The sequence below is a fragment of the Gemmatimonadota bacterium genome (assembly GCA_040388535.1).
Taxonomy (GTDB): Bacteria; Gemmatimonadota; Gemmatimonadetes; order Gemmatimonadales; family GWC2-71-9; genus Palsa-1233.
Map to the genome: position 1 here is coordinate 85481 of JAZKBR010000008.1, position 12800 is coordinate 98280.

The 12800-nt window shown below is 64.7% G+C and carries 11 protein-coding genes and 1 tRNA gene; 6 read left to right on the top strand and 6 right to left on the bottom strand.

What is annotated here, in order from left to right; all coding sequences use genetic code 11:
• Positions 1 to 55 precede the first annotated feature (55 nt).
• Positions 56 to 436, top strand: coding sequence for a response regulator (locus V4558_15245; GenBank protein MES2306858.1), 381 nt, complete (start codon positions 56 to 58; stop codon positions 434 to 436).
• Positions 437 to 442: 6 nt separating this feature from the next.
• Here the strand turns inward: V4558_15245 and V4558_15250 are convergent, their stop codons facing one another.
• The gene (locus tag V4558_15250) at positions 443 to 733 is read right to left on the bottom strand and encodes a hypothetical protein (GenBank protein MES2306859.1); all 291 of its coding nucleotides are present in this window, start codon (positions 731 to 733) and stop codon (positions 443 to 445) included.
• A 222-nt stretch (positions 734 to 955) separates the two neighbouring features.
• A complete protein-coding gene (locus tag V4558_15255; GenBank protein ID MES2306860.1) occupies positions 956 to 2854 on the bottom strand; it encodes a M1 family metallopeptidase in 1899 nt (632 codons plus the stop codon).
• 191 nt (positions 2855 to 3045) lie between these two features.
• Between V4558_15255 and V4558_15260 the strand changes: the two genes are divergently transcribed.
• The 4 genes from V4558_15260 (at position 3046) to V4558_15275 (ending at position 7886) form a co-directional block, all read left to right on the top strand.
• Positions 3046 to 3393, top strand: a complete 348-nt coding sequence (locus V4558_15260) for a PadR family transcriptional regulator (protein ID MES2306861.1) — start codon at positions 3046 to 3048, stop codon at positions 3391 to 3393.
• Positions 3393 to 6053 carry an ABC transporter permease gene (locus tag V4558_15265; GenBank protein MES2306862.1) on the top strand — a complete coding sequence of 887 codons (2661 nt, stop codon included), beginning with the start codon at positions 3393 to 3395 and terminating at the stop codon, positions 6051 to 6053. Before V4558_15260 ends, V4558_15265 begins: the two co-directional genes overlap by 1 nt.
• Positions 6054 to 6093: 40 nt before the next feature.
• Entirely contained in the window at positions 6094 to 6579 is a 486-nt protein-coding gene (locus V4558_15270) for an ankyrin repeat domain-containing protein (protein ID MES2306863.1), read from the top strand.
• Between the two features lie 131 nt (positions 6580 to 6710).
• Positions 6711 to 7886, top strand: coding sequence for a metallophosphoesterase (locus tag V4558_15275; protein MES2306864.1), 1176 nt, complete (start codon positions 6711 to 6713; stop codon positions 7884 to 7886).
• Positions 7887 to 7892: 6 nt separating this feature from the next.
• Here V4558_15275 and V4558_15280 read toward each other — a convergent pair.
• Positions 7893 to 7974 (bottom strand) — tRNA-Leu (locus V4558_15280).
• 122 nt (positions 7975 to 8096) lie between these two features.
• Here V4558_15280 and V4558_15285 point away from each other — a divergent pair.
• Positions 8097 to 8438, top strand: coding sequence for a hypothetical protein (locus V4558_15285; protein ID MES2306865.1), 342 nt, complete (start codon positions 8097 to 8099; stop codon positions 8436 to 8438).
• Between the two features lie 77 nt (positions 8439 to 8515).
• Here V4558_15285 and V4558_15290 read toward each other — a convergent pair whose 3' ends face one another.
• From V4558_15290 to V4558_15300, 3 genes are all read right to left on the bottom strand, one after another.
• Positions 8516 to 10108 (bottom strand): trypsin-like peptidase domain-containing protein, encoded by a 1593-nt coding sequence (locus V4558_15290; GenBank protein MES2306866.1) that lies wholly within the window; start codon positions 10106 to 10108, stop codon positions 8516 to 8518.
• A 119-nt stretch (positions 10109 to 10227) separates the two neighbouring features.
• Positions 10228 to 12141, bottom strand: a complete 1914-nt coding sequence (dnaK, locus tag V4558_15295) for a molecular chaperone DnaK (GenBank protein ID MES2306867.1) — start codon at positions 12139 to 12141, stop codon at positions 10228 to 10230.
• Positions 12142 to 12322: 181 nt separating this feature from the next.
• The gene (locus V4558_15300; protein ID MES2306868.1) at positions 12323 to 12700 is read right to left on the bottom strand and encodes a PEP-CTERM sorting domain-containing protein; all 378 of its coding nucleotides are present in this window, start codon (positions 12698 to 12700) and stop codon (positions 12323 to 12325) included.
• Positions 12701 to 12800: the final 100 nt, after the last annotated feature.

The window sequence follows — 12800 nt, forward strand, 5'->3', positions numbered from 1 at the left end:
AATATAACGGCTCCCCCTTGACGAGTGGGGGGAAACAGCGGTTCTCTTGGGGACTATGGCACGTATTCTGGTAGTCGACGACGAATCATCCATCCGCCGGGCGCTCCGATTGATGTTCGAGCGCGGGGGGCACACCGTCATCGAAGCCGCATCGGCGCCGGTGGCGCTGGAGCTGGTGGTCGATTCCGAGCCACCCGATGCCATCGTCTGCGACGTGAAGATGCCGGGTATGGACGGGATGGAGTTCTATCGGGCACTGGGCGGTGTGGCCCCGGCCCTCCAGTCGCGGCTGGTCTTCCTGACCGGTGCGTCACGAGACCCCGCGGTCCACACCCGGATCGAGCAGCTCGGGGTTCCCCTTCTCGGCAAGCTCGACGACCTGCAATTGGTGGTTGATGCGATCCGCATCACCCTCTTCCGCCGCCCGAAGGCCTGAACCGCGCTATTTTGTCGTCGCAGCCGTCGTAGCCGCCGCCGGCACGGCGCTCAGCAAGCCCAACCCTTTCAGCCCGAGCTTCGCAGCGACCCCCAACACCGGGGCTCCTACCGCCGTTGCGAGCAGGATGGTGTCGGCGACCACCAGCGGCTTGGTCCAGCGATTCACGAAGCTCCGATCGCGCAGGAGCATCACGCCGAGCGCGAAGCCTCCGTTGACGATCACCAGCAAGGCGACCGCGGCGGCCGAAGCGACCCCGATAACGGAGTCGAGCCAGGGCAGGGTAGTGGGCTCCATCGGACGCCTCGATTGTTGGGATTCTGGAATATACGCCAGACGTCGCAGGCGTGAAACGTTGGTCGAGAGGGGAAGGGGGAAGGGAGAAGGGAGAAGGGAGAAGGGAGAAGGGAGAAGGGAGAAGGGGAAAGGGGAAAGGGGAGCGGCGCTGATCGCCCACTGATCGCACGACCCCCTCCCAAGAGGAGTGCGGCCAGAGGGCGACGCCTCGGGGCGGCCGGCCTATCGCCCCTTCCAACTGTTGTTTCCGAGCTCCGCATCCATCCAGATCCCGCCGTCGATCACCACCGAGGTGATCGCCTTCGCGCCGCTCACGGCGATCCGTGCTTCGGATTGATTGGCGCGCCAGACGGCGGACGTCTGATGCAGCGTGTCGATGACCCCGCCGGCACGAGTGACGATCAGGTCGAACGGCGCGGCCAGCCCGCCGACATTCTTCACGGTCACCACGGAGCCGGTCCCGGACTTCTTCACGCCGGCTACCTCGAGATCGATGTAGCCGTTGGAGAAATACCAGTTGCGCCAGAACCAGTCGAGGTTCTGCCCGCTTCCGGTATTGAACGAGTTGAAGAAATCCCATGGGGTGGGATGCTTCCCGTGCCAGTTGTCGATGTAGGTGTGCAACGCCTTCCGGAAGGCCACATCACCGAGCATCTCCTTCACCGCGAGATAGCCGAGTGCCGGTTTGCCATAGGCGTTGTTGCCGTACGCTGCGTTCTTGAGCATGTCGCCCGGGGTGACGATCGGGAGGTCTTCGAGCGGTGAAGGATCATTGATCCACCCGGCCACACGGAATTGCCTGAAGAGATCGGCCGCACGCGCCTTTCCCATGTCGGCCTGATTGATCAGGTATTCGAAGGTGGTCGCCCACCCCTCGTCCATGAAGCCGTAGCGCGTCTCGTTGATTCCCATGTAGAACGGGAACCAGGTGTGAGCGATCTCGTGCGCGGCGACGAACCGGGCGAACGAGGTATCGGCAAACGTGTTGTCGTTGACCATCATCGGGTATTCCATGTCGGCGACGCCCTGGAACACCGTGGTTTTCTCGTAAGGGTAGGGAACTCCCGGCCAGTTGTTCGAGAACCAGTCGAGTGACTGCTTGGCAAAGGTGACCATGTGACGGTAATCGGCCGACGAGTCCACGTAGGCGGCCTGCACGCTCGCACGGCGGCCGGACGAACGATCGACAACAACGCTGCCACCATCCCAGCTGTAATGATCGCTCACGCCGAACGCCACGTCCGGAACATTCGTCGCCGTGAAGTGCCAGGTGAGGATCGAGTCCTGCTGCGTCACGGCGCGATTCGCCATCTCCGCGCTGGTCGCGATGTGGATGACGTCATCCGATTGCAGGGCACTGCGGTATCGCTGCAATGGGCCGGGCTGCAGCAGGAGCTCCGGGTTCGTGAGTGTGCCAGTACCCCAGACCACGTAATTGCGCGGCACGCGAATCGTGACGTCGTAGTCGTTGAAGTCGCTGTAGAACTCCTGACCGTCGGTAAAGTCCATCCGGTCCCAGCCGTCGTAGTCGTCGTACACGGCCACACGAGGATAGAAGTATGCGAGGAAGAGTGACGTCGGGTCGAGCATGCCCTCGCGGTTGCTGAGCTCCGCCAGCGTGACGTGCCAATCGATGTTGAGGCGAACGGAATCGCGCGGCATCAGCGGGGCCGGAAGTCGGACCGTGCGCCAGGTGGCAGCCCCGCCGTCGGCCTGACCCCATGGCACAACGGTTCCGTTCGCGACGAAGCGGTCGATCTGCACGCCATCGGTGAGATACTCAGCTGGAGCGCTTCCCATCCGCGCCGCACCCGGCTTATGGATGTTCAGCAGCAGCTTCATCGTGAGCGCGCGAAGGGTGTCTGGACTGGTGTTGTAGTAGACGATCGTCTCGCTGCCACGGACGGCTCGACCCGACGGGGAGAGGTCAATCGAGATGGCATACCGCGCACGATTCTGCCAGTAATTCGGGCCGGGTCGACCGTCCGCGGCGCGGGTACCCTTCGCGAAGGCCTGCGCGACAGTGCGGGGCCGGTAGAGCGGCTGCTGCGCGGAAGCCGACGTGGCTACTTGCAGCATCACGGCGGCGAAGAGTGCAGTGGCGGGAAGGACTCGGCTCATCGCTGGTTCCGGTGGGGGAAGTGCGCGTCGACGGCCGCCATACGCAGTGCGTGAGCGGAGAGTTGCGCTCTCCCAGGGACAGGTTCGCTGCCAACTTCCCGCCATGGCCAGATCGACAATCGTCCCTCCCTGAAACCATTTCCTCGACTCCGACGTCCCTAACTACTCCAAAGGAGTAATTAGGAGCCCCAGTGACTCACGACCCCGTTCCCGACCTCAGTACGCTCGAATTCCACGTCCTGCTGGCGCTCGCGGCCGAGCCGCTCTATGGCTACGCCCTCAAGGACGCCATCTCGACCGAGTCCGGCGGGATGCTGACCCCGAGGGCTGGCTCGCTCTACCGCGTCGTCGCCCGGCTGATGGGGGACGGCCTCGTGAAAACGGCGGAGCCGGTCGATGCCGAGCCCCATCCGGGCCTCGAACGGAAATACTACGCGCTGACTCAGCGGGGCCATCGCGTTCTGGCGGCTGAAGCACAGCGTCTCAAGCATGCGGTCGCCACGGCGGAGCGACGGCTCAACGCATCGCGGGGCAGCTGATGCTCGGCGCATTGCTTTGGCTGCTGCGGCTCTTCCCGGAAGAATTCCGCTCGGCTTTCGAAGCCGAGATGACGGAACAGATCACCAGGGACTACGCTGCGGCCCGCGAGGCCGGACGCCTCGCCGCCGTCCGATACGCGCTTCTCACCGCGTGGGACCTGCTCATCTCGGGCGTCGCCGAGATCGTCAATCCATCGCTGGTCACTCCATACCGTACCGACACGAAGGGAGAGAGCATGGCATCGCGCATCAGCGACTGGGTTGCAGACCTCCGCCTGGCCGTGCGGGCGCTGCGGCGCTCCCCTGGCTTCGCGGCCGTCACCATCGGGACGCTTGGGCTGGCCATCGGCGCCAACGCCGGCATGTTCTCGGTCGTCGACACCGTCCTGCTGCGGCCGCTGCCCTACGAAAATGTCGATCGCCTGGTCTTCATCGCTGCATCGGCGCCGGGCTCCGACCTGCCGGGCGAGGTTGGCGTCTCGACCGAATTCTTCGTGCAGTACAAGGAGCGCTCGAAACTTCTCGAGGACGCAGCGCTGATCTCCTCCTTCACGTCGACCCTTTCCTCCGGCGAACAGGTCGAGCGAATCAGGATGTCGTCCCCGACCGCGTCCCTCTTCTCCACGCTTGGTGCCAAGCCGATCCTTGGCCGGTTGCCCGTGGCCGATGATGAGTCACGCGTGGTCGTGCTGAGCTACGCGCTGTGGCAGAGCTGGTTCGGCGGCGACCCGAAGGTGATCGGGAAGACGCTGCAGGTCGCCGGCGATAGCCGCCAGGTGATTGGCGTGATGGGCAACGATTTCCGCTTCCCGGTCGAGGGGACGCAGCTCTGGTTTCCGAGTGTCGTTCGGCTCGAGAATATTCGCCCGGGGCGCTTCGGCGCCGGAATGATTGCGCGAATGAAGCCCGGGGTCACGACAGAAGCGCTCGCACTGGAACTCACCGGCCTTTCGAAGCAGCTGCCTGAGCGATTTGGCGGTCCGCCGAGCTACGCCAAGATCATCGCGCAGCACCGCGCCGTCGTGCGCACGATGAAGGAACAGTTGCTCGGCGCGGTCTCTGGTCCGCTCTGGATTCTGCTCGCGGCAGTCACGATCGTGCTGCTCATCGCCTGCGCCAATGTTGCCAACCTCTTCATGGTGCGTGCCGAAGGGCGCCAACGTGATCTCGCGGTGCGACGCGCCATCGGCGCCGGCCGTACTCAGCTGATCCGTCTCCAGATGGCGGAAGCGGTCATCGTCGCCTTTGCAGCCGGGCTCGTTGCGGCCGTGCTGGCGACGATCGTATTGCCGATCTTTCTGCAGTCGGCTCCGCCCGGCATCCCCCGGCTGGCTGATGCGCATCTCGGCGGTGTCGGTCTGGTCTATACCTTCGTTGCGGCGCTCGTCGCGGCTCTCGGCTGCGGATTCATTCCTGCGGTGCGCGCGTCCGAACCCGACCTCAAGCGCTTGCGCGAGGGAGGCCGGGGTTCGACGCGCGGACGTACCTGGGGCCGCGACGGGCTGGTCGTGGCGCAGACCGCGATGGCGCTGGTGCTGCTGATCGCGTCGGGCCTTCTCCTGCGCTCCTTCTCGAACCTGCGCCACGTCGACCCAGGATATCAGACGAGCGACATCTTCACCTTCCAGATCGCGCCTGATCGTCCGTCGCTGAATGATGGCCCCACCTACGCGCGGTTCCAGGTCGATTTCATGCGCCGGCTGCGTGAGCTCCCTGGCGTGAAGTCGGTGGGCCTGGTCGAAAATGTTCCACTCAACGAAGGGACGAATGCGCTGCGGTGGATTTCCGATGAGTCCAAGGCCGATGGCGGCTCGATCCTCAACGTGACCTTCGAGGCCGGTGACTATTTCCAGACGATGGGGATCAAGGTCATTGCCGGTCGACCACTCAGCGAGGAAGAGACCCTCAACTGGCGCGGCAACGTGGTGATCAGCCAGGCGGCGGCGCAGCTGATGTGGCCGGGCAAGGATCCCCTCGGTCACCGGATGCACGTCGAGGGCGACACCACGTGGGTCACCGTGGTCGGTGTCGTCGCCAATGTCCTGCAGAGCGACTTCCGCACCGCGCCTGAGGCGCTCGTCTACCAATCGTTGGTCGGCCCAACGCCGGGCAGCTGGAGTATTTCCTCTCCAGCCTACGTGATCAAGACGCCGCGCGCCGAAGTGATCGCTGCCGATGTGCGTACCCTCGTGAAGCAGGTCGCACCGGAGGCGCCGATGTACCGGATCTTCACGATGGCGGGCCTCGCCAAGGATTCGATGGCATCGCTCACCTTCACGATGCTCACCCTCGGCATCGCCGCGGGGCTCGCGCTGATCCTGGGAACGGTCGGACTGTACGGCGTGCTGTCATACGTGGTCGCGCATCGCACCAGGGAGATTGGCGTGCGGATGGCGCTGGGCGCCGAGGCGGGGCAGGTGCGTCGCATGGTGGTGGGGCAGGGGCTCCGCGTGGTGGGTGCTGGCGTCGTCCTCGGCATTGTGGTCGCGCTGCTCGCGACCAAGGCGCTCGCCTCGTTGCTCTTCGGCATCAGTGCTCTCGATGCCCTGACCTTCGTCGCGATGTCGACGGTGCTGGTTGCCGTGGGGATGCTCGCGAGCTACCTGCCGGCGCGCCGTGCATCGCGGGTCGATCCGATCGAGTCGTTGCGCGAAGGGTGATCCGAAGCGGAACCGTTCTGCATCCATTCAAGGAGAACTCGTGACAACTACTTCCGCACGATGGGCCGGCCTGGCCTTGTGCACACTGACGCTGATAACGGTAACGCCGGTCCCAAGTGCGGCTCAGGCAGGGAGCGCGCAGGAGCAACTGTGGGACGCGGCGAAAATTGGCGACACCACCGCAATCTCGGTGGCACTTGGTCGCGGCGCCCGGATCGATTCTCTCGACACCCGGACCAACATCAACGGCCGACGCGCGTTGAACTGGGCTGTCTGGTTTGATCAGGCGGAGACGATCCGGTTCCTCGCCAAGCGGGGCGCCGATATCAACCTGGCCAATGTCACAGGGTTCACTCCCCTGCATCACGCGGCCGAAAACGGCTCGCTCGCCGCCGCGCGGGCCCTCGTCGCGCTGGGCGCCGATCGAAAGCTCCGCACCGCCGAGGAACTCCGCGCCGCCGATGTCGCACGCTTGCGGGAAAAGCTCCTCGTGGCGGCCCTGCTGGATTCATTGCCGGACAAGTAGCGCATTGCGCCTGAGGGACACGTCGGACCCCGAGAGCGAGGCGAATCCTCGCCCTCCTCCTCGCCGTACAGTCACCCTCGGCGACCGACGTGTCAGCTCCCTCCCGTGCCCAATCGGAGCACTTTCTGCGCATGAAAGCCCTCATTGCCTGCACCGCGATGTTCTCGTTCCTTGCGTTCCCGATCCAGGCGCAGCGCACCGTTCACGGCCTCGTCTTCAACGACGCCAACGGCAACGGCCTGCTGGATCCCGGCGAACGGCCAGTTCCGGGCGTCGTCGTCTCCAATCAGCTGGATGTGGTCACCACGGATGCGGCTGGCCGGTATCGGCTTCCTGCCGATGAGAAGACCCTCGTCTTCGTGTCGGTCCCGACAGACTGGAAGAGTGTCGGTGCATCGTGGCGCGCGGTGGCCAGCATTGACTCGATCAACTTCGGCCTTCTGGCGGAGCGACAGCCCCGAACTTTCCGCTTCATTCACGCCTCGGACACGCACATCGACACGAGCGTCGTCGACCGCGTTCGGCGTTTCCGGACCCTCGCCGATTCACTCCACCCGGCATTGACCCTGTTTGCCGGCGATCTCATCAGGGATGCGATGAGCCAGCAGGAGCCTCGTGCGCGTGGCTATTTCGAGCTCTTCCTCGCGGAGATGAAGTTGCGCGCGCCATACTGGGCGGTGCCGGGCAATCACGACCATTTCGGCATCATTCCAAGCCGGTCGCACGTGCCCGAAACCCATCCGCTGTACAATCGTGGCATGTACCGCCACTACATGGGACCGGAGTACTACTCCTTCAACTATGGCGGGGTGCACTTCATCGGGCTCGACACCGTGCAACCGGATGATTCGGCGTACTACGGCGGCGTCGACTCCCTGCAACTCGCGTGGCTGACGCGTGATGTCGCGGCGCTGCCAACAACAACACCGATCGTGATGTTCGCCCACATCCCGCTCACCTCGGCCGTGGAGGCGCTGACCGGCTACATCGACATGGCCCTCGTCAGCAGCGTCGCCCACCTGAAGACGGGGCCCACCTTTCGCCACACCGGTGCGAATACCCTTGCGGTGCTCGAGGTGTTCAAGGGGCGCCCGTGGCCGCTGATTCTCGGCGGGCACACGCACGTCGCCGAGAAGATGGTGTATCAGACCGACCGGGGCCCGCTCAGATTCGAGCAAAGCGCGGCGATCGTCGGGTCGAATGACTATGGCCCGGTCATCATGCAGTCCGGCTTCTCGCTCTACACGGTCACCAATGGTGCCATCGATGCTGGCAAGTTCGTGCCGATCGATATGCCCAAGAAGTAGCTGTAATGCGGGCGCCCGGGGTCGAACCGGGATGGGTTTCCCCACAGGATCCTAAGTCCTGCGCGTCTGCCAGTTTCGCCACGCCCGCGGAATCGACTCAACGGTGGCACCGGAATCTTAGCGTCCTCGCTCCTCGGAGGGGGAGGGTGACGTGCGCGTCGCCCCTGCTATCTTACCGGCCAGACTTCACCGATTCAGGGGATTGCTCCAATGCGTAACTGGATGACCCGGGCCTCACTGGCCCTCGTGGCCGTGGCAGCGCTCTCTGCCTGCGGCGATCAGCGCCTCGCCAAGCTGCACACCGGGATGCCCGCCGATTCGGTGGCCACCGTGTTCGGCGCCGATGCGCCGCATCGCACGCTGACCTATCTCACCGCGGGCCGCCAGTGGGAAGTGCGACTCTACGCAGTGAAGGCCGCGGCCGAGGCGGATTCCGTCGAATGGCGGAAGCTTTCGCCGGTCGTGCTGAATGATGGCAAGGTGATCGCGTATGGCTGGGGCGCGTGGGACAAGCTCGCCGCCAAGCTGTCGATCCCGGTGCCCGCGAAGTAGTTCGCCGCAGGAGCGCCGCAGCAAAACGCCCGCGCATCGAGAGATGCGCGGGCGTCGTGCTTGGAGCTGGGCAGTGGTTACTTGTCGCTGAGTCGGACGCGCACCACGCGGGTGTAGGGCCGGGTGCCGCCGTTCATGATGGTCAGCGTGACGATGTTGTTCTTCGCATCGCCGAGCGCGGTCCGAAGTTCTGCTTCGGTGCGAACCGGCTTCCCCTCGACTTCGGTGATCACGTCGGTCCAGGCCTGCGGCGTCCCGGCCGGCACCAGCTTGTCTTCGGCCGGTGACCCTGGCGCCACACCGCGCACCATCAGCCCCTTGGTGGTCGTCGGCACCTGGATCTGCGATGCCAGTCCGGGAGTGAGTACCTCGACGGCGACGCCGAGCCGGTTCTTGAAGATGTTCGCGCCCGGCGCCGCCGGCTTCGCGACCGCGACCGTGCTGTCGCTGTCGCCATCGTTCGAGACATTCACGGCGTTGAGCCGGACGGTGAATTCCTTGTGTCCGCTCTTCCGCACCGCCTCGACGCGCACGGTGGTCCCCGGCTCCTTGAAGCCGACGATCTGCTGCAACTGGGCGACGTACTTCACCGGCAGGCCGTCGATGGCGACGATCACGTCACCCTGCTCGAGCCCTGCGGCCTTCGCGGGAGACTTGTCCGAGCCGAAATCGCTGATCTTCACGCCGGCGATGGCATCGAGGCCGAGGTAGACCGCGTCCTCGCCGTCAGCGGTCTCGACGATCACGTCGAGTCCTGCGCGCACGACCTTGCCGTGCGCGATGATCTGCGTCATCACCTTGCGGGCGAGGTCGATCGGCACCGCGAAGGCGTAGCCGGAGTAGAAACCGGTGAAGGACGCAATCGCCGAGTTGATACCGATCACTTCGCCGCGGACGTTCATCAGCGGGCCACCCGAGTTGCCCTTGTTGATGGCGGCATCGGTCTGGATGAAGTCCTGGATTTCGCCACGACGTTGCGGCGTGCCGGGTTCGTTGAGCCGCAGCGTGCCGCGGCCCTTGGCACTCACAATTCCCTGGGTCACCGAGAAGGTGAGATCTTCACCGAGCGGGTTGCCGATTGCCAGCACCCATTCGCCGACGCGCACCTTGTCGGATTCGCCCAGCGCCGCCGGTGTCAGGCCGGTCGCGTCGATTTTCAGGACGCCGATGTCGGTGTCCTTGTCGGTGCCGATGATCCGCGCGATGTAGGAGCGACCGTCGAGCAGGCGCACTCGCACCTTGGTCGCGCCTTCGACAACGTGGTTGTTGGTCAGGATGTACCCATCAGACGAGACCACGAACCCCGAGCCGCTGCTCCGGTCGACCTGGCCCTCGTCAGGCTGATGGAAATACTTCTCGAAGCCGGGCGGAATGTTCTTGGGGGCCGTGATGCTCTGCGGCGCTTCTTCCCGTTCCGACTGGATGAAGACCACCGACGGTCGCACGGCCTCGGCGATCGCCGCATAGGCATCGCTGAGATCGGCGAGCGGCTTCGCCGCCGGAATGTGCGGCGCGTCGACTTTCACGATCGGCGCGTGCGGCCCGCCGCGGTTCTCCTGAGCGAGACCGTTGCGGGGGAAATTCAGGAGCCCGGCGAAGAAGAGGCCGAGCACGAAGGCGAGCGCCACGAGGGCGCCGAATTTGAGCCAGTTGCGGGAGTGCGTGGACATGGGTCCGTTTCCAGGGTGTGTATCCGGCGGGCCGGACCCCAGAGAGGAGCCCGGCCCGCACTGACTACATAATACTCTGATGCACCGACCGGGGTTTCGGTCGCAAGAGCAACCCCGGCTTACGACTTCGGCGCGTCGTCGACGATCTCGTAGTCGGCATCGACTGCGTCATCCTTCGGCGGCGCGTCGGCACTGGCCTCACCACCCGCCGGTGCCTCTGCCTCGGAACTCGATGCATTCTGGTACAGCGAAGCTCCCGCCGCCGAGTAGGCGACATTCAGGGCATCAAGTGCCGTCCGGATCTTGTCGGTGTCGCCGGTCCGCAGGGCCTCCTTGCCGGCCTCCACCGCCTGGTCGAGCCGCTCCTTCACATCGGTGGCCAACCGGTCGATCCACTCCTTCGAGTCCTTCTCGACCTTGTAGACCAGCCCGTCGAGCTGGTTGCGGGTCTCGATCGCGTCGCGCCGCGCCTGGTCGTCCTTGGCGTTGGCTTCGGCCTGCTTGACCATCTTGTCGATGTCGGCGTCCGACAAGCCACCCGACGCCTCGATCCGGATCTTCTGCTCCTTGCCGCTCGCCTTGTCCTTGGCCGAGACGTGGAGGATGCCGTTCGCGTCGATGTCGAAGGTCACCTCGACCTGCGGCATCCCGCGCGGGGCGGGCGGAATTCCGGTGAGCTGGAACTTGCCGATGGTCCGGTTGTCCTGCGCCAGCTGGCGCTCACCCTGCAGCACGTGAATCTCGACCGTGGTCTGGTTGTCTTCGGCCGTGCTGAAGGTTTCCGACTTCTTGGTCGGGATGGTCGTGTTCCGCGGAATCAGCACCGTGGTTACGCCACCGAGCGTCTCGATGCCGAGCGACAGTGGGGTGACGTCGAGCAGCAGGACGTCTTTCACTTCGCCGCCGAGTACGCCGCCCTGGATCGCCGCGCCGATCGCCACGACTTCGTCGGGGTTCACGGAGCGGTTCGGCTCCTTGCCGAAGAACGCCTTCACGATCTCCTGGATCTTCGGGATACGCGTCGAGCCGCCGACGAGGATGATTTCGTCGATGTCGCCCGGCTTGAGTCCGGCATCCTTGAGCGCCTTCTCCATCGGCGGCATTGTGCGCTGGATCAGGTCGTCCACCAGCTGCTCGAACTTGGCGCGGGTCAGCGTCAGGTTGAGGTGCTTGGGACCCGAGGCGTCGGCCGTGATGAATGGCAGGTTGACGTCGGTCTGGGTGGTGCTCGACAGCTCCATCTTGGCCTTCTCGGCCGCTTCCTTGAGGCGCTGGAGCGCCATCGGGTCCTTGGAGAGGTCGATGCCCTGATCCTTCTTGAACTCCGACACCAGCCAGTCGATCAGCCGCTCGTCGAAGTCATCGCCGCCGAGGTGCGTGTCGCCGTTGGTGCTCTTCACTTCGAAGACGCCCTCGGCGAGTTCGAGCACGGAGATGTCGTAGGTGCCGCCGCCGAGGTCGAACACGGCGATCTTCTCGTCCTTCTTCTTCTCGAGGCCATAGGCGAGTGCCGCCGCCGTGGGCTCGTTGATGATGCGCAGCACCTCGAGGCCGGCGATCTTGCCGGCATCCTTGGTGGCTTGGCGCTGGGCGTCGTTGAAGTACGCCGGCACCGTGATCACGGCCTTGTCGACGCTGTGACCGAGGTAGTCTTCGGCGGTCTGCTTCATCTTCTGCAGGATCATCGCGGAGATCTCGGGCGGCGTGTACTTCTTGCCGGCGATCTCGACCGACGCGAGACCGTTCGGGCCAGCCTCGACGACGTAGGGCACGCGCTTGGTCTCGTCCTTGATTTCATCGAGCCGGCGGCCCATGAAACGCTTGACCGAGAAAATGGTCTGCTTCGGGTTGGTGACGGCCTGGCGCTTGGCGACCTGTCCGACCAGTCGCTCGCCGTCCTTGGTAAAGGCAACGACCGACGGGGTGGTCCGGCCACCTTCGGCATTGGGGATTACGACCGGATCGCCGCCCTCCATCACAGAAACGACGGAGTTGGTCGTGCCGAGGTCAATCCCGATGATCTTTGATCCCATGGTCTCGTTATCTCCTGAAATCCGTCGACGACGGCCGTTCTGGCCTGTGGTCGGTGCGGTCGCGCGATGGAGGGGCAAGCGGCATACCGGGATTGCCTGCCGGATTGGCAGGGTAGGCCTGACGCGAAAAAGGCCGCACCCCGGTGGGGTGCGGCCTTTTTCAGCAAGCGCTGCCGGTGGTCTAGAGAGTCTTGCGACGCCGCTTGAGTGCAAGCCCAGCCAAGCCAGTGGCGAGCAACGACATCGTCGCCGGTTCGGGCACCACATCACCCGGGGTGCCTTCGCCGCGAACCAGCCACGTTTCCCGGTTGGGGTCATCGACGACGTAGTAATCTGAGCCGGAACCGAAATACCCTGCGATGGCATCACCGTAGTCGCAGTTCTGGAACCCCGTAACAAACCAGAACGCCGCGCAGCGCATCTGGCCACCATCGCTGAGGAAGTTTCCCGCCGGATCGAGGAATGCGCTGGCGGCGGGACGATTCGCCCACTCTTCTGCCGTGGCGAAGCGGAAGCCGTCGACGAAGTTGTAGCTGTTGTCGCAGGTACTACCCGACATCCGGCATGGGGAAGCCCAAGCCCAGTCGAGGCCCAAGTAGGTAATGAAGGCGTTGGCCGCGACCGGTGGAGCTGACTGGGCAGACGCCGCGGACGGCGCT